The sequence below is a fragment of the Rhodococcus sp. LMD genome, from assembly GCF_056108245.1.
Genome location: NZ_CM148557.1, coordinates 1,419,181 through 1,436,090, shown reverse-complemented (window position 1 = coordinate 1,436,090; position 16,910 = coordinate 1,419,181). Strand labels below are relative to the sequence as shown.

Genomic DNA, 16,910 nt, shown 5'->3' with positions numbered 1-16,910 from the left:
GGAGTCAGGCGCGCGGCTGCCGGCGCAGTCCGCTGGCTCGCAACACCCGCCGCCCGACCCCGGCGCGGACCGCCTCCTCGGTGCCGATCAGGCGCACGTGACCGCGCGCCCGGGTGATCGCGGTGTACAGCAATTCGCGGGTCAGCAGCGAGGATTCGGGTGGGGGCAGGATCACCGAGACCGTGCCGTACTGGCTGCCCTGGCTGCGGTGGATCGTCATGGCGTACACCGTCTGCACGGCCGACAGCCGACTGGGGTGGAGCCGGAACGGCTCCCTGCCGCGCGCGAACGCCGCGACGGGTTCGCCGTCCGCATCGACGACCACGACGCCGGTGTCGCCGTTGTAGATGCGGGTCTCGTGGTCGTTGGCGGTGACGAGCAGCGGCTGCCCCGGGTACCAGCGCTCGGTGTCGAGCCGCCGGCCGGTGTCGGCGGCGATCCACTCCATCGCCCGCCGCGCCCACCACTGCACCCCGTACGGCCCCTCCCGGTGCGCGCACAGCAGGCGGTGCGTCTCGAACTTCTCGAGCGCGGTCACGTCGTCGCCCGCGACGGCGGCGGCGGTGACGGTCGCGGCGGTGGAGACGACGTCGCGCCGCAGGGCCTCGAGGTCGTCCGGCGCGTGGAAGGACACCTCGGGGCCACCACCGTCGAGGATCCGCATCACCGCGTCGGCGTCGCCCTCCCGCACGGCGACGGCGAGGTGCGCGATGTCGCCGCCGAACCGCCGGCCGCGGCTGAGCCGGATCACGCCGCCGCGCAACCGGTTCCGCTCACCCGCGGAGAGCGACGCCTCGGCGGGGTCGTCGCCGGCATCGAGGTCGGCTGCGACGACGCGCCCGAGGACGGGGTTTCCCGCCGCGGTCACGGGACGGGCGACGAGGTCGGCCAGGACGGCGCCGGCGTCGACCGACGTCAGCTGGTCCGGGTCGCCCACCAGGATCAGCCGGGTGCCGGAGCGGACGGCCTCGAGCAGCCGGCACATCATGGTCAGCGACACCATCGACGTCTCGTCGACGACCACGACGTCGTAGGGCAGGTGGTTGCCGGCGTGGTAGCGGTACCGGGTGCGGCCGCGCTGCCAGCCGAGCATGCGGTGCAGGGTCATCGCGGTCAGGTCGGCGCGCAGGCCCAACGGCCCGGCCTGCTCGCGGACGGATTCCTGCAGCCGGGCCGCGGCCTTGCCGGTGGGCGCGGCCAGTCCGATCCGCAGGGCGGGACCGTGCAGCGCGGTCAGCAGCGCGAGTATCCGGGCGACGGTGTGGGTCTTGCCGGTGCCCGGCCCGCCCGCGATCACCGTGGTCCACCCGGTGGCGGCCAGCGCCGCGGCGATGCGCTGCCGGTCCGGTGCGGCGGACGGACGACCGGGGTCGTGCTGGTCGCGGAACAACTCGCGCAGTCCCCGCTCGAGCGCCGGCTCGTCGACGACGGGATGACCGAGCCCGCGGGCGTCGAGGATCCGCCGGACCGCCTCCTCCTGACGGAAGTAGCGGTCGAGGTACAGCAGCGGACCGTCGGCAGTCTCGACCAGGCGCAGCGGACGCAGCGGGCCGCGGTCGCCGCCGACGACGAGCGGGCTGCGCCGCAAGCCGGCGACGACGGCGTCGTCCTCCGGCCACGGCAGCGCCGCGAGATCCACCTCGGCGGACTCGTCGACGGTGATCTCGCGCAGCCGGGTCAGGTCCAGGCACACCGAACCGGCGCGCACGGCGCGCACGGCCAGCGCAGTGGCGAGGTGCACCTCCTCGGCGGTCTCCCCCGCCAGCTGGGCGAGCCGCAGCGCGACGTGCACGTCGGCGGCCGCGAGCACCCCGGCCTCGTTGAAGACCCGCAGGGCACCCTTGCCGCGCTGGGCCACCTGGGCGTTGGTCACGGAATCTCCTTGCCTGCCAACAGATCGGACAGTGCGGCGACGAGGGCGGGCGGCGGCGTCCAGTCGAACACACCGCAGCCCGCCGGGGTCTCCGGACCGACCATGCCGCGCACGAACAGGTACTGCACGCCGCCGAGATGCACCGCCGGGTCGTAGCCGGGCAGCCGCCACCGCAGGTACCGGTGCAGGGCGGCGGCGTACAGCAGCGCCTGCATCGGATAGTGGGCGCGCAGCATCTCCTGCGCCATCCGGTCCCGGGTGTAGTGGGCGGTGGTGAGCTCCTCCGGCCCGAGGCGGTTCGTCTTGTAGTCGACGATCACGAACCGCGGCTCGGTGCCGCGGATCCGCAGCACCGAATCGATGCTGCCGGTGAGATAGCCGCGCAGCGGGGTGGGCTCGAGGGTGCCGACGAGATCGGCGTACGAGGCGAACGGGTCGTCGGCGGGCAGGTGCGCACGCAGCAACCGGGCGACACCGTCGAGGGTGACGGTGGTGGCGACTGGATCGTCCCCGCCGGCGAGGGGCAGCTCGAAGTCGAGTTCGGCGAGGCGGTCGGCCGGGGCGATGTCGGCGAGTGTGCCCGCGTCCCCACCGAGCGGGGTCCGCAGGACCGGCAGCAGTGCCGTCGCCAGCTCCTCGGGGTCGACGTCGGAGAACTGTTCGGCGACGGTGTCGCGGCAACAGCGCAGCAGTTCCGCGCCGAGGTCGGCGGCGGCGGTGTCGACGACCTCGAGCACCGCGTGCACGAGGGTGCCGAACACCGCCCCACCGGGCAGGGCGTTCATCGGGGACTCGATGCCCTCGCCCGCGTCGGCCGGCAGCAGCGGCGGCTCCTCCGGTTCGTCGATGTTCACCGGCTGCTCGGTCTCCGCCCGCACCTGGTGGGGTTCGTCGTGGGCGGCGGCGGTGAGGGCGGTGTACGAGGTGCGCCGCCAGGCGTCGTCGAGCTCGCGGTCGAAACGCGCCGCCTCGAGGTCCACGACGGCCTCACGCGGGCGCACCCACGTCACGGTGGGGATCGGCGCCGAGCCGACGGCCTCGACGGACACCGAGCCGGCGGCTCGGTCGGCCCACGCGGCGAGCTGCTGCGCCACGATCGGATCCTCGGGCACGCGGGCCTTGGGGGCGACGTCGGACGTGCCGGGTGCCCGGCCGAACAACAGGCGGTGCAGCGGCGCGCCGGGGGTGCTGTATCCGGGAGCCCACCACAGCACCAGGTGACAGCGGGCGCGGGTCAGCGCGACGTACAGCAGCCGCAGTTCCTCACCGGCCACCTCGTCGTCGTGGCGCCGGCGACGTTCCCCGTATCCGGGGCTGCCCTCGCCGCCGACGTCGAGGATCCGGCGTCCGGAGTCGTCGTGGAGCAGGAGCCGGTCCGGTTTCGACCGCACGCCCGACTCCCACGCGAACGGCACGTAGACCACGGGGAATTCGAGTCCCTTGCTGGCGTGGACGGTCAGCACCTGCACCGCGGCGGCGTCGCTGTCGAGCCGGCGGCTGCGGTCGGCGCGGGCCGTGCCCGCCTCGGCGATCCGTTCGGTCAGCCAGCGGGTCAGCGCCGTGACACCGAGCGCGCCGGCCGCCGCGGTCTCGTCGAGCAGTTGCGCGAGGTGGCGCAGATCGGTCAGTTCCCGTTCGCCGCCCGGCCAGCCCAGCAGTCGCGGCTCGAGGGCGCAGGACGCGGCGAGGCGCTCGAAGAGCGCGGCGAAGCCGGACCGCTCGAACACGAGGTCCAGCTCGCGCAGCAGGGTGCCGACCGCGGCCACGAGCTCGTCGCCGCGGGTGTCGACGTCCCCGGCGGTGTGCCCCATCAGGGAGGTCAGGGCGGCCAGACGCACCCGGTCGGGACGGTGCGGCTGCTCGAGTGCCTGCAGCACCCGCAGCCATTCCCGCGCGGCGGGGGTCGCGAAGACGCTGGTTCCGCCCGCGAGCACGGCCGGGATCCCGGCGCGGGTGAGGGCTCCGTGCACGAGGGCGACCTGCGCGTTGGTCCGGACCAGAACCGCGACGTCGCCGGGTTCGACGGGTCGCCGGCCACCGCCGAGGTCGACGGTGACCTCGCCGCCGAGCAGTGCCGCGATGTCCGCCGCGACGTCGCGTGCCACCCGGGCCTGCAACGCCGGTGCCTTCGGGAAACCGGAGGCCCCGCACGGACCGGCCCCGGCACGCGGCAGGTGCCGCAGCCGCAGCGGCACCGCCCCGGCGATCCGGGACGGCGGCTGCGCGGCCTCGACCCGATGCGCCACGATTCGCGGATCCCCCAGGGCCGCACCGCCGTACAGGTGGTCGAGGGCCGCGAGCAGGTTCCCGTCGCTGCGCCAGTTGCGGACGAGTTCCTGGTGCTCGTCGGCGAACTCCATCGCGCCGAGATAGCTGAGCACCTCGGCGCCGCGGAACGCGTAGATGGCCTGTTTCGGGTCGCCGACGAGGACGAGGGTCGTGCGCCGGTGGAACGCGCTGCGCAGGATCTCCCACTGCAGCGGGTCGGTGTCCTGGAACTCGTCGACGAGCACGACCCGGAATCGGGAGCCGATGCGGCGGCACGCGGCCTCGCCGTGCCCGGGATCGGTCAGCACCGCGTGCAGCAGCGAGAGCTGGTCGTCGTAGTCCCGCAGACCCGCGAGGCGTTTGCGGCGGTCGACCTCGGCCCGCACGGCCCGGGCGAACTCGACGCGTTCACCCGCGGGCGTGCCGTCGGCGCCCTCGGGGGCGAGCGTGGCCTGCGGGTCGAAGATCGCGGCACGCGCGGCCTCCGCCGCCTCCGCGTGTGAGATCGGTGCCGCATCCGCGCGGCCGTACCGCCGCAGGTACAGGTCCGCGACGACCTCGGCGGTCAGGTCGTCGACGTCCTCGACGAGTACCGCGGCGGAGTCGCGTTCCCCGGCGGTGCCGAGCTCGTCGAGCATGCGCTGGCAGAACCCGTGCGTGGTGGCGATGGTGGCGGCATCGAAGTCGGACAGCGCCCGCAGCAGCCGGCGCCGGTGCGTGGCCACGTCGCCGGCGGCGAGGTGCCGGATCAGCTCGTCGGGATGGCGGCGGGCGGCGTCCGGATCGGCCAGCGCCCGCGCGGCGGCGGCGAACCGGTCCCGGGTGCGTTCGCGCAGCTCCTGCGTCGCGGCGCGGCTGAACGTCACCAGCAGCAACTCCGACAACTCCGCCGTGCCCTCGGCGACGAACCGGGTGGCCAGGCCGACGAGGGCGTAGGTCTTGCCGGTTCCCGCGCTGGCCTCGAGCACGGTGGTGCCCGTGGGAAGCGTCCCCAGCAGGTCGAACTCGGACACGGTTCGGGTCACGGCCGCCCCTGGATCTCGTTGGACAGCAACGGCTCCCACAGGCGTCGCGCGAGGGCGCCGAATCGGGTGGGCTCGCCGTGCCACGTCTGTTCGTCGTCGCGGGCGGCGACGGAGGTCAGGTCCCGCAGCGTCACGTCGGGGCCGTACAGGTAGGCGAGGTGGCGGTCGGTGCGTTCGCCGTAGGTGGATCCGAACTCCTGGGCGGCGGCGTCGAGTCCCATCTCGACGGAGTCGCCGCGGTGGCGGCGCTCGGCGTACTCCGCGGCGGCGGCGGTGGCGGTCGGCAGCGGCTCGTGCAACCCGCGGTCGCGCAGGTCCACGAGGCGGGCGAGTTGCTCCACGGGGTCGGCCGGGGCGTTGATCGTGGACCGCCAGGCCGGGGTGCTGCGGAAGCGCCCACGGCCGGTGGTGACGGCCTGCCACGGCCCCGGCCGGTCCGACGCGGCGACGGCGAGCAGGTGCACCCAGGCGGTGAGGCGGTGTTTCGGCGCCAGGCGGGAGAAGGTGCTGCGGGCGACGACGGCGCCGTGGACCCCGCCGACCGTCCCGGTCAGGCGCCGGCCGTCCCCGAGGTCGACGTTCACGTCGACTGTGTCGGCCGGTCCCGTGTAGATCGGCCGACACACCGCCACCAAGGTGCCCACGGTGGCGGCGACGTCGTCGAGCGCGAGTTCACCGAGCCGGTACGGCGGCAGGGTACCGCGCCGCCATTCGGCGGCCCGGAAGTCCGCGGGGTCCGTGCCGGCGAGCAGCGCCTCGAGCATGCGGTCGCCGAGGTCCCACCGGGCGAGCGGGTCGAGGCCGACATCGAGGGCGTCGGCGATGTCCTCGTCGCGATCGGGCACCCGCACCCCGAGGCGCTGCCGCAGGAACGCCTGGGTGGGGTGGGTGACGAACGCGACGAGGTCGGCCAGGTCGACGTCGGTGCGCGCGGCCGGCGTGAGCGGCCGCTGCAGCAGTCCGGGACGCTGTTTCGCCGGGTGCTGCGCGGCGCGCGCCCCCGCGAGTGCGGCCCGGTCGAAGCTCAGCGGGCGGTCGGGCCGGAAGTTGCGCGGATCGAACGGTTGCAACGGATGCCGGGTGAGGAGCTCGGCCATGCCGTCGGGACCGACCATCGTCTCGACCACGTCGCGCAGTTCGCTCAGCGGGATCGCCGGGGGGCGGCGGGCACCGGTGACCGGGTCCGCACCGGTGTAGAACAGCAGCAGCGTCTCCCCCGCCGACATGACGGCGTCGAGCAGCAACTGCCGGTCCTCGCTGCGCGGATCACGTTCCCCCAGGCAGGGATTCACTGCCAGCACGTCGTCGCCGTCGATGTGGGCGGAGCGGGGGAAGCTCTCGTCGTCGAGGCCGAGCAGGACCACGACGCGGTGCGGCACCGACCGCATCGGCACCATCGTGCACACGGTCAGCTCGCCGGTCCGGAAGTTCGCGCGCGTCGGGCGTGCCGCGAGCCGGGCTGTCAGCATGGCCCGCACGTCGGCCAGCCGCAGCGGCGCCGGCCCGGCGTGCTCGACGGCGGCGGCGAGTTCCCGGTGAGCCTGGGTGAGCTGCCAGGCGTCGGCGGGATCGACATCGGTCAGCAGATCCAGTGCGCGGGTGAGGGCGTCGGCCCACTGCGCGGCCGGCTGGGGACCGCGCAGGCCGTGCAGTGCCACCGTGAGCCGGTCGATGTACTCGGCGAACCGTCCCGTCAGGTCGATGTCGTTGCTCTCGACGTCGTCGAGCGGGAGCGTGAGTCCGAGCCACTCGCTCTGCGACTCGTCGGCGGCCGTGCCGAGGAGGATCCGGTCCAGGGCCGTGCCGAACGTGTTCTGCGGGAAGTCCCCGAGGCCGAAGGCGTTCCGCTGCCCTTTGCCGATGCCCCAGCGGGCCCCGGCAGCGGCGGTCCATTCCTGCAGCCGTTCGAGGTCGTCGTCGACGAAGCCGAACCGCCGGCGCACCGGCGCGGCCCCGGCGAGGTCGAGGACCTCGCTGGCGGTCACCCGTGCGTCGGCGAGCCCCACGAGCGTCGCGACGACCGCCAGCACCGGGTTGGTGCGGCGCAGGCCGCGGTCGGCGAGACGCACCCGTAGCCGGTGTCCCGGGTGCCCGGAGGTGTCGTGCCGGGCGGCACCCTGGCCGAATGCGGCCTGCACGAGCGGCGCGTAGGTCTCCACATCCGGGCACATGACGACCACGTCGCGGGGTTCGAGACTCGGATCGTCCGCGAACAGGTGCAGCAGGCACTCGCGCAGCACCTCCACCTGCCGCGCCGGACCGTGACAGGCGTGGATGCGGATCGTGCCGTCGGCGGCGGCGGAGCGGGCCGGGGGCCGGTCGGCCCGGAGGTCGTCCTGCAGGCGCCCCAGGAGCGTGTCGGGGCCGGTCCCGCCGGGGTGGTGCACGTCGGCGACTCCGGGACCGGCGAGGTGCGCGCGTAGTTCGCGCACGTCCCGGGCCAGGCTCGCCAGGAGGGGGTGCTGCACCGCGAGGGCACTGCGGTCGTCGGCGCGACGACGAACCGGCGCCGCGGCCGCCTGCCCTTCCCACATCGCCGGACTCGGATGCGGAATCCACAGGTGCACATCACGGTTCGCGGCAACCGCGGACAGCACCGCGCACTGGGCGACGGTGAGCCGGGTGGGGCCGAACAGCGACAGCCGAGCCGGCCAGTCCACGAGCTCCGGGTCGGTGCGCAACCGCGTGCAGGCGGCGGTGAGCCGCTCGGCGGGACTGTCGTCGCCGAGGCGCTCGCGCAGCCGCCGCCACAGCCGGGCCTGCCACACGAGGTGTTCGGCGAGGTCGTGGCCGGTGCCGTCGGTGTCGCGCCCGGCGGCCCAGTCGACGAGCATCTCCGGGCGCTGCGACGCGTAGCTGCGGAACAGGTCGGCCAGGTGGGCGGCGGTGGCGTAGCGTCGACCGGCGCGGTGATCGACGCCGTCGCGGCCGAGGTGCCGGGCGAGGACGGTGCACCACGGTTCGTCGAGGCAGTCGTCGACGACGTCGAGCAGCGTCCACCGCATCCGGTCGGGGTGCCAGGGGTCGTCCGCCGCCGTCCGGCCGGTGGCAGCGGCCAGCGCCTCGTCCACCAGCCGTGCCGGCGACGGGTGGTCGATGTTGGCGGCGACACCGTCACCGCAGGTGCCGCCGAGCACCGTCGACAGCCGCTGCGTCAGCCACCGCTCGACCCCCTTGGCGGGGACGGCGACGATCTCGCGGGCGAACGGGTCGGCGAGGGGCACGACGAGCAACTCGGCGAGAGCGGCGGCCAGGGTGTCGGCGCGCTCGGCGCGGTGCAGCGTCAGCACGCGGGTCCCCTCGTCGCTCGGTGTGTTCCGGTCCTGCACCGGCTTATCACATCCCGGCGACAGCGCTCGCCGCGGCGGCCGCGCGACGCGCGCTGCCGGACCGGTCGGGGCAGGTCAGCGCGACAGCCACGCCGCGATCGCGATCCGATCGTGCTCGACGATCTGCTGGACCATCCCGTGCACCATCGACTCGATCCGGCCGCCGAGGAGCGGGACCCGGACGACGACCTGCCCCTGCACGTCGACGTACGTCCCACCGGTGCGGCTCGTCCGCAGCCGGGATCGTCCTTCGAGGGCGACCGGCAGGCCGGTGGCGCCTCCGGACAGCAGCCCGTCGGCGACGTCGTCGACCAGCGGACCCCATTCGTCGGTGCGCTCGACGATCAGCGGCCCGCGCAGCACGCCGCGCACGATCGACGGCAGATCCGAGGGTTCGGACCGGTCCGTGACGGTCACCCGCACACTGCCCGGACCGTGCGGTTCCTCGACGATCGCGGTGGCACTCGCCCGGTCCGCCACCCGGTCGAGCCAGTACCGCTCGTCGAGCAGCACCGCGTGCACGTCGCGGACGTGGTGGTCCAGCTCGGTGGTGAAGGCGAAGGACTTCGGCATGAACTGCACAGTATCGGCCGGTCGGGACCGTTGACAGGGCTCCGCAGCCCTGCAACACTGAACCTGATGGTTCAGTATTCGAGTCTCGATGCCACGTTCGCGGCGCTGTCGGACCCGACCCGGCGCGGGATCCTCCAGGATCTGCGCGCCGGACCGGCCTCGATCAGCGACCTGGCCGCCCGGTACCGGATGACACCGACCGGGATCACGAAACACGTCCGGCTCCTCGAGGAGGCAGGTCTCGTCGTCACCGAGAAGAAGGGCCGCGTGCGCCACTGCCGGCTCGGCATCAACCGACTCGAGCACGAAGCGGACTGGATCCGCGACCACCAGCAGATGATCGAGGGCCGCATGGACCGCCTTGCGGAGTTCCTCGACCGAACGAAAGGAACGCCATGACAACCACGAATCCCTCTGCCCCGCTTACGGTCACGACTCCCCACGAGCGGGAGATCCGGGTCGAGCGCGTCTTCGACGCCGACCGCGACCGCGTCTGGGCCGCCTACACCGACCCCGAGCTGCTCGCCCGGTGGTGGGGCCGGGGCAACCGCCTCGACGTCGAACGCTTCGAGTTCGAACGGGGTGGACACTGGCGGTTCGTCGAGCACAGCGACGGTGAAGCCCACGGATTCGAAGGGCGATTCCGGGAGATCACCCCCAAGGACCGCATCGTCCAGTCCTTCGAATGGGACGGCATGCCGGCGTACGTTGCCATCGACACCGCGACGTTCGAAGACCTCGGCGACGGCCGCACCCGCGTGGTCACCGTCTCGCAGTTCCACACCTCCGAGGAACGCGACGGCATGCTGAACTCCGGCATGGCCGAGGGTCTCGGCCAGAGCTACGCGGCACTGGACGCACTGCTCGCCCGGACGTGACCGCGCCCGGCACCCGCAGTGCGGGTGCCACGGCCTGCGGGCATCACCGGCCGGGGGCGGTGTCGCCCTCCTCGTCGACCTCGTCGCTCCCCGTCTCGACGATGTCGGCGAACGCCGTGCCCGACACCGTCCCCCCGGTTCCGGGCAGCGTCACCGTGGGGCGCGCCCCCGGCTCGTACCGGCGCTGCATCTCCTCCGCCTGCTCCGATGCCCGGCGCTTCGTGTCCTCGTCGATGTTCTCCAGTGGGTCCTCGGACCTGGGCTGAGTACTCAACTGCTCCGCTCCGTTCCCCTCGCAGTGCGCATCTGTCCGCCGGTCACCCGGCACCCCTCACCATCCTCCGCATCGGCACCCGGCACCACCCCCGACGACGAATCGGCCGAGCCGGACCGCGCAGACCCCGCGCGCCAGTAGGCTCGTGCGCATGGCTGTAACGCCGAGCCGAACTCCGATGTAGGTGGCGCCATGGCAGAACTCGTCCTGGGTCCGGTCCTGCGGCACGTCGGTCGCCGCGACGCCACCGTGTGGGTGGAGACGTCGGACCCGTGCACCGTCGAGATCCTCGGCCACCGGGAACACACCTGGACCGTTGCCGGTCACCACTACGCACTGGTGGTGATCGACGACCTCGAGTCCGGCTCGACCACTCCGTACGAGGTCCGCCTCGACGGACATCCGGTCTGGCCGCCCCCCGACTTCCCGGCGTCCGTCGTCCGCACCCTCGGCACCGGCCGCCCCCTCGAACTGATCTTCGGTTCGTGCCGGTTCGCCACCACGGCCGCCACCGAGAACGACGACAAGCTCGGCGCCGACGCGCTCGACGCGTACGCGCAGCGCATGACGACCCGGGCACCGGACCGCTGGCCCGACGCGCTGCTGCTCCTCGGCGACCAGGTCTACGCCGACGAACTGTCCGCCCAGACCCTCGAGCGGGTCCGCGAGCGCCACGACCTCGACGAGCCTCCCGGCCCGCAGGTCCGCAACTACGAGGAGTACACCTGGCTCTACGCCGAGTCGTGGTCCGACCCCCACGTGCGCTGGCTGCTGTCCACCGTCCCCACCTCGATGATCTTCGACGACCACGACGTGCACGACGACTGGAACACCTCGCAGTCCTGGCGCGACGAGGTCGAAGCCACCTCGTGGTGGGAGGAACGCATCGTCGGCGCCCTCGCGTCGTACTGGGTGTACCAGCACCTCGGCAACCTCGATCCCGCCGAGCTCGCGGGCAACGAGCTGTACCAGCGCGTCCGCAAGTGCGACGGGGATGCTGAGCCGCTGCTGCGGGAATTCGCGTCGGCCGCGGACGAGGAGGCCGACGGCGCGAAGGGCACCCTGTGGTCCTTCCGGCGCGACCTCGGGAACGTCCGGTTGCTGGTGATCGACTCGCGCTGCGGCCGGATCCTGGCCGGCGGGCGTCGCGAGATGGTCTCGGACCCGGAGTTCTCCTGGATCGAGCGGCAGACGGAGGGCGACTACGACCACCTGCTCGTCGGGACGTCGCTGCCCTGGCTGCTGCCGCGGGCGCTGCACGACCTCGAGTCCTGGGACGAGCGGCTCGCCGCCGGGGTGCGCGGAAAACGGGTCGCCGGCTGGGCGGAGATCGTCCGCCGCGGCGCGGACCTCGAGCACTGGGCGGCGTTCCGCGACTCGTTCGACCGGCTCGCCCGGCTCTTCGCGGAGATCGGCCGGGGCCGCTGCACCGGACCGTCCGGCCGTCCGCCGGCCACGATCTGCGTGCTCTCGGGCGACGTGCACCACGCCTACGTCGCGCAGGCACGGTTCCCGGATCCGATGTCGACCCGGGTGTTCCAGCTGACCTGCTCGCCGTTGCACAACTATGTGCCCGCCGCGGTCCGGGCGGTGTTCCGCGTCTCCTGGAGCCGGGCGATGGAACGGGCCGTGCGTTTCGTGCTCGGACGGGTGTCGGAGGTGCCCCCGGTACCGATCGAGTGGACCCGCGCGACCGGGCCGTTCTTCGGCAACCAGATCGCGACGCTGCGCCTGGCCGGCCGCGCCGCCCATCTGCTGCTGGAACGTTCCGAACGGGTCCCGCGCGGGCCCGTCGGCTTCACCACCACCGCCGACCTGGTGCTGTCGGCACCGGAGGGCGCCCCGTGAGACCGCGCACGCCGGTGCGGGCGTCGTGACCCGAACGCGTTCGTGGTGGGGCTGGGGCACCGTCGAGGACGCCGTACGCGGCGGGGAACTGCGGGAGCTGATCGCACGCGCCTCGGCTCTGCTGCCCGGCGCCGACCTGACCGACCACCCGCCACCGGACATCGCGTCGCTCGGACTACCGCCCGCACGCATCGCGGCGCCCGATTCCCTTGCGCCGCTGTGTTCCTCCGACCCGGTGGATCGGGCAGCCCACACCCACGGTCGCGCGTTCCGGGATGTGGTGCGGAACCTGCTCGGCGACCTGCGCCATCCGCCCGATCTCGTCGTGCGGCCGACCACCGAAACCGAGATCGTGGACGTGCTGGACTGGTGCGCCGGGGCGCGCGTCGCCGTGATCCCGTTCGGCGGCGGCAGTTCCGTCGTCGGTGGTGTCGAGCCACGGCTCGACGGCGACTTCACCGGTGTGGTGAGCATGGATCTCACCGGCCTCGCCGGGGTCCGGGAGATCGACGCCACGAGCCGGGCGGCCCGCATCGGAGCGGGCACCCTGGGCCCGGCACTCGAGGACGGCCTGCGCCCGTCCGGTCTGACGCTGCGGCACTTCCCCCAGTCCTTCGAGTTCTCCACACTGGGCGGCTGGCTGGCCACGCGGTCGGGAGGCCACTTCGCGACCGGGTACACCCACATCGACGATCTCGTCGAGTCGATGCGGGTCGTCACCCCCGCCGGCACGTGCGAGTCGAGACGACTGCCCGGCTCGGGAGCGGGCCCCTCACCGGATCGCCTGTTCCTCGGCTCCGAGGGGACGCTCGGAATCGTGACCGAGGCCTGGATGCGGCTGCAGCCTCGCCCCCGTCGGCGAGCCGACGCCTCGGTGCACTTCGCCGACTACGGCGCGGCGGTGGCCGCGACGCGCGCCGTCGCCCAGTCGGGGCTGCGTCCCGCCAACTGCCGGCTGCTGGACCCCGTCGAGGCGTTCGTCAACGCGGCCACGTCGTCCCCCGGCGGCGTCCTCCTGCTCGCCTTCGAGTCCGCCGATCACCCGGTGGACGCGTGGTTGGACCGGGCTGTCGACCTGTGCCGCGGGCACGGCGGCACCCTGCCGGAGCCGCCGCGGCACACGGCCGGGGACGGGACCGACACGGGCGCCGCGGCACGGTGGCGGTCGTCGTTCCTGCGCATGCCGTACCTGCGCGATGCCCTGGCCGCCCGATCGATGATCGTCGAGACCTTCGAAACCGCGTGCACCTGGGACGTTTTCGACACCCTGCGGGAGGCGGTGCACGACGCCGCGAACGAGGCGCTGCGCCGGGCGGGCGCGACGGGGGTGGTCGCATGCCGGTTCAGCCACGTGTACCCGGACGGCCCCGCCCCCTACTTCGGCATCTACGCCGCGGGCCGGTGGGGCAGCACGGTGGCGCAGTGGGACGACATCAAGGCCGCCGTGTCGGAGGCACTCCTGAGCGCCGGCGGCACGATCACCCACCACCACGCGATCGGCCGCGATCACCGGCCCTGGTACGACCGTCAACGGCCCGGCCCGTTCGCCGCGGTCCTGCAGGCGGCCAAGGCGGCGCTCGATCCGGCGGGCATCCTGAATCCGGGGGTGCTGATCGGTCCCGTGCCGGACCGTCCTACGCCGTCGTGAACCGGTCCAGGATCGAACGGGCACACCGCACCACGGTGCCGCGGTCGTACGAGACGACGTAGTCGAACTCGCGATCGAGGTCGTCGGTGCCCCGATGCCGGTCCACGGCCGACAGGACACACGCGAAGTACGGGCCGAGGACGACGACGTTCCACTCCTCGACGAGCGGGTCGTCCGGGTCCAGCGACGCGTGGTGAATGCGTGCCTCCGCGCAGGGTCCGAGGCCCACGCCGTACACCCCGGCGTACGCGACCCGATCCGCCAGGTACTGCCAGCGCGCTCGGGTGCGCTCCCCGAAGTTGCGGGCGTACTGGAAGGTGCCGAGCACGATGGTCTCCGGGCCCGCGGCGCCAGCCTGATTCTCGAGACTCGTGCTCATCGCGACGAGCAGACGCTTGACGCTGTGCACGGGCCGGCGCCCGTCCGAGGCGATCGCGAACGGTGTGCTCGTCTCCGCGGAGGGTGCGCCGCGGACGGGGATGGGCGGGGAGGGGTCGACCCTGTCCCCCGCGAGCTGTTCCGGGGTGTCGACTGCGGGATAGAGCGCCCCGAGCCCGTAGGTGGCCCCGAGGGCCAGGGCCCGTCGCCGGCACAGTTCCGTATCGACGCCGTCCGCGATCACCAGCGCACCGGTCCGTTCGACCTGTGCGGCCACGGCGTGCGCGGTACGGGCCGTGGCATCGTCCGCGCGGTGGGCCGACAGCCGCGGCGCCAGGACGATCACGTCCGGCTCGACGAGCGGCAGCAGGGCCAGGGACTGCGGCCGCGACCCGACGTCGTCGACGGCGACGACCTTGCCGCGGCGACGGGCGTCGGCCACCGCGCGCAACGTCCGCGACGGGTCGGCGATCAGGGACTCCTCGGTGATCACCACGACATCGCGCCGCTACCCTTCCACGTCGGGGACGTCCAGGGTCTCGACCGATTCGATGTCCATCGCCACCAGCGCGGGAACGGTCCGGACCGGCCGCGACTGCGCGACCGACCATTTGAGGCGGTCGAGGTGCCGCTTCTCGCTCATCGTCCGTGCCGCGGCCCGCAGCGCCTCCGCGGTGGCGAGCGGCCCGTCTGCGGGTCCGCGCAGCTGGACCTCCACCGCGGCGAGCGCACCCGAGTCGAGGCGGCGCACCGGCGCGCAGAACGGCGTCACCTGCAGACCCGCGGCCCCGGGAACCGCGGGCCGGGAGGGATCGGCGAGGACGAACACCATGTGCCCAGCGTCGCACGGGCGACCTGCCCGGCAAAGGCCGGACGAGGGACCGGTCCCGACCTTCCCCAGCCGGGACCGGGGTCAGACGGCGGCGACGAGCACCGCGGCGAGGCCTCCGACGAGCACCACCACCGACACCCCGATCAGGAGCGACCCGGCGATCGACGCCGCCACCAGGCCACCGCCGAGACCGAAGAGCGCGAGCAGGATCCACCCGACTCTCGGACTCTCGACGAGCGATGCAGCCCGTTCGCCGAGATCTCGGGGATTGCCGGTGTGGTCGCCATGGTCACGTCCCAACCTCGTGCGCACCGCACGGCCGCGCTCGACCGTTGCTGCTGATACTCGTGAGCCTGCCGTGCACGAGCATTCCTCCCTCCGGTGACGTTCCCACCCTCACTCACATCACCGAACGGCAACATTCGATCACGAACGAATAACAGGGCCGGTAGTGGCGCTTCGGCGACCGCATCTCCGCGCGGGCGCAGTCCCTCTTCGAGAACTGCGGGCACCTCCCCGTCGGGAATCGGGGCCGACGCAGCCGAGCGCGTCCGTCGTCCGTCGTCGTTCAGTTCTCGGGCCGGCGGTCCGGGGTGAGTTCGAATACCGGGTGGCGGTCGGCCTCCGCCTCGAATTCCTCCGTCGAGGCGTCGCGGCCGGCCCGGAAGTAGTCCCGGGTGGCGGACGCGACGCCGACGTACGTCCGCAGGACCGGGCCGGCCTCGTGCGCCGGCACCTCTCGGATCGTGTAGTGGCGGGTGCGGAAGCGGCGGGTGAGGCCCACGCGGCCGGAGGCGCGCGCGTTGAGCACCCACGGCACCGCACCGTAGGGCGCCACCAGCCAGCGCCGGCCCGCATGCTCGACGACGGTGACGGGGTTGGCGCGGGTGCGGCCGGTGCGACGCCCTCGCGTGGTCAGCAGGTACGAATGCGGGACGACGCCGGCCCGCACCAACGCGCTCATCACGACGTTCTCCAGGCGGTGGGTGCGGCCCCTGCGATACCGGCGGGGCTCGCCGGGCCGGGAGTCGGACTTCACATCGCACTCCTCTGTACGGAGGACAGGTGAGCCGGACTCGCGCACCCGCGCAGCGTCTGCCGGACTCGTCCACTGCACGTTCGCGGTCGGGCACACGGATGTCAACCGGTCCCGGCAGGTGACCGGTCATCGAACGGGTCTGCGCAGCCGGAGCGCCGGCGGGTGCGCTCGACAGACCGGCACCCCGAGTGCCTAAGGTGACCGCATACGGTGACTGCGGCCCGCCGTGCCGGCTCTACGGCCGCCCCGCGGGGTCCACGGCCGCCGCACGGGGGACCGCAGCCCCGCCGAATCGAGGAGGAACGACGATGAGCGATCGCACCCCGAGCCAGTGGGAAGAGATCACCGCGGCCGACCCCGCACATTCCACCTGGTACGTCGAGCGGTTCCGGACGATGGCGTCGGAAGGCAAGGACATCGTCGGCGAAGCCCGGCTGGTCGACGCCATGCTCGACCGCGGCGGACGAGTCCTCGACGCGGGCTGCGGCCCGGGACGGATCGGTGGCTATCTGCACGATGCCGGTCACGTGGTGGTCGGCGTCGACGTGGATCCGGTCCTGATCGCCGCTGCGGAACAGGACCATCCCGGCCCGACCTGGCTCGTCGGCGATCTCGCCGAACTGGATCTGCCGGCCCGCGGTGTCGCGGCCGATTTCGATGTCATCGTCTGCGCGGGCAACGTGATGACCTTCGTGGCGCCCTCCACTCGCGGTGCGGTCCTGGCGGGCTTCGCCCGCCATCTCGCCCCGACGGGTCGGGCGGTCGTGGGGTTCGGCGCGGACCGGGGCTACGAGTTCCCGCAGTTCCTCGCCGACGCCGCGGCCGGCGGTCTCGCGGTGGACCTGAAGCTCTCGACCTGGGATCTGCGCCCGTTCACCGACGGGTCCGGGTTCCTGGTCGCGGTGCTGTCGCGCGCGGACTGATCCCCGTCCCTTCTGCCGGTGC

12 protein-coding genes and 1 pseudogene are annotated in these 16,910 nt (G+C 73.3%); 5 read left to right on the top strand and 8 right to left on the bottom strand.

The genetic code is table 11. The annotated features are described in order from the left end of the window. Positions 1–4: 4 nt before the first annotated feature. From recD to ACWPQI_RS06730, 4 genes are all read right to left on the bottom strand, one after another. Positions 5–1,873, bottom strand: coding sequence for an exodeoxyribonuclease V subunit alpha (gene recD, locus ACWPQI_RS06745; RefSeq protein ID WP_474738702.1), 1,869 nt, complete (start codon positions 1,871–1,873; stop codon positions 5–7). Further along, a complete protein-coding gene (locus tag ACWPQI_RS06740) occupies positions 1,870–5,166 on the bottom strand; it encodes a UvrD-helicase domain-containing protein (protein ID WP_407040694.1) in 3,297 nt (1,098 codons plus the stop codon). Before ACWPQI_RS06740 ends, recD begins: the two co-directional genes overlap by 4 nt. Continuing rightward, complete coding sequence (gene recC / locus ACWPQI_RS06735; protein ID WP_102030863.1) at positions 5,163–8,456, bottom strand: exodeoxyribonuclease V subunit gamma; 3,294 nt, start codon at positions 8,454–8,456, stop codon at positions 5,163–5,165. Before recC ends, ACWPQI_RS06740 begins: the two co-directional genes overlap by 4 nt. Before the next feature lie 114 nt (positions 8,457–8,570). Further along, positions 8,571–9,068 carry a DUF2505 domain-containing protein gene (locus tag ACWPQI_RS06730; RefSeq protein ID WP_026137636.1) on the bottom strand — a complete coding sequence of 166 codons (498 nt, stop codon included), beginning with the start codon at positions 9,066–9,068 and terminating at the stop codon, positions 8,571–8,573. Positions 9,069–9,134: 66 nt separating this feature from the next. Here ACWPQI_RS06730 and ACWPQI_RS06725 point away from each other — a divergent pair, with 66 nt between their 5' ends. Together ACWPQI_RS06725 and ACWPQI_RS06720 are read left to right on the top strand one after the other, a co-directional pair. After that, on the top strand, positions 9,135–9,467 hold the full coding sequence (locus ACWPQI_RS06725; protein WP_010592545.1) for an ArsR/SmtB family transcription factor: 333 nt from the start codon (positions 9,135–9,137) through the stop codon (positions 9,465–9,467). After that, positions 9,464–9,946, top strand: a complete 483-nt coding sequence (locus ACWPQI_RS06720) for an SRPBCC family protein (RefSeq protein ID WP_010592546.1) — start codon at positions 9,464–9,466, stop codon at positions 9,944–9,946. The genes ACWPQI_RS06725 and ACWPQI_RS06720 overlap by 4 nt, the downstream gene beginning before the upstream one ends. Before the next feature lie 43 nt (positions 9,947–9,989). On the opposite strand, the gene ACWPQI_RS06715 is transcribed toward ACWPQI_RS06720, so the two are convergent. Beyond that, positions 9,990–10,220, bottom strand: coding sequence for a hypothetical protein (locus ACWPQI_RS06715; RefSeq protein WP_026137637.1), 231 nt, complete (start codon positions 10,218–10,220; stop codon positions 9,990–9,992). A gap of 192 nt (positions 10,221–10,412) precedes the next feature. On the opposite strand from ACWPQI_RS06715, the gene ACWPQI_RS06710 reads away from it, so the two are divergent. Beyond that, on the top strand, positions 10,413–12,068 hold the full coding sequence (locus tag ACWPQI_RS06710; RefSeq protein WP_010592548.1) for an alkaline phosphatase D family protein: 1,656 nt from the start codon (positions 10,413–10,415) through the stop codon (positions 12,066–12,068). Positions 12,069–12,093: 25 nt separating this feature from the next. Continuing rightward, entirely contained in the window at positions 12,094–13,716 is a 1,623-nt protein-coding gene (locus ACWPQI_RS06705) for an FAD-binding oxidoreductase (RefSeq protein ID WP_119699544.1), read from the top strand. Here ACWPQI_RS06705 and ACWPQI_RS06700 read toward each other — a convergent pair. The 3 genes and pseudogenes from ACWPQI_RS06700 to ACWPQI_RS06690 all read right to left on the bottom strand — a co-directional run bounded on the left by ACWPQI_RS06700 (position 13,703) and on the right by ACWPQI_RS06690 (position 15,965). Then, positions 13,703–14,926, bottom strand: a pseudogene (locus ACWPQI_RS06700) (EAL domain-containing protein). The gene ACWPQI_RS06705 and the pseudogene ACWPQI_RS06700 overlap by 14 nt on opposite strands. A gap of 81 nt (positions 14,927–15,007) precedes the next feature. Continuing rightward, a complete protein-coding gene (locus ACWPQI_RS06695; protein WP_244213230.1) occupies positions 15,008–15,226 on the bottom strand; it encodes a hypothetical protein in 219 nt (72 codons plus the stop codon). Between the two features lie 268 nt (positions 15,227–15,494). After that, the gene (locus tag ACWPQI_RS06690; RefSeq protein WP_010592551.1) at positions 15,495–15,965 is read right to left on the bottom strand and encodes a nitroreductase family deazaflavin-dependent oxidoreductase; all 471 of its coding nucleotides are present in this window, start codon (positions 15,963–15,965) and stop codon (positions 15,495–15,497) included. Positions 15,966–16,273: 308 nt separating this feature from the next. Here ACWPQI_RS06690 and ACWPQI_RS06685 point away from each other — a divergent pair, with 308 nt between their 5' ends. Beyond that, the gene (locus tag ACWPQI_RS06685) at positions 16,274–16,888 is read left to right on the top strand and encodes a class I SAM-dependent methyltransferase (RefSeq protein ID WP_119699543.1); all 615 of its coding nucleotides are present in this window, start codon (positions 16,274–16,276) and stop codon (positions 16,886–16,888) included. The last annotated feature ends 22 nt before the right edge of the window (positions 16,889–16,910 follow it).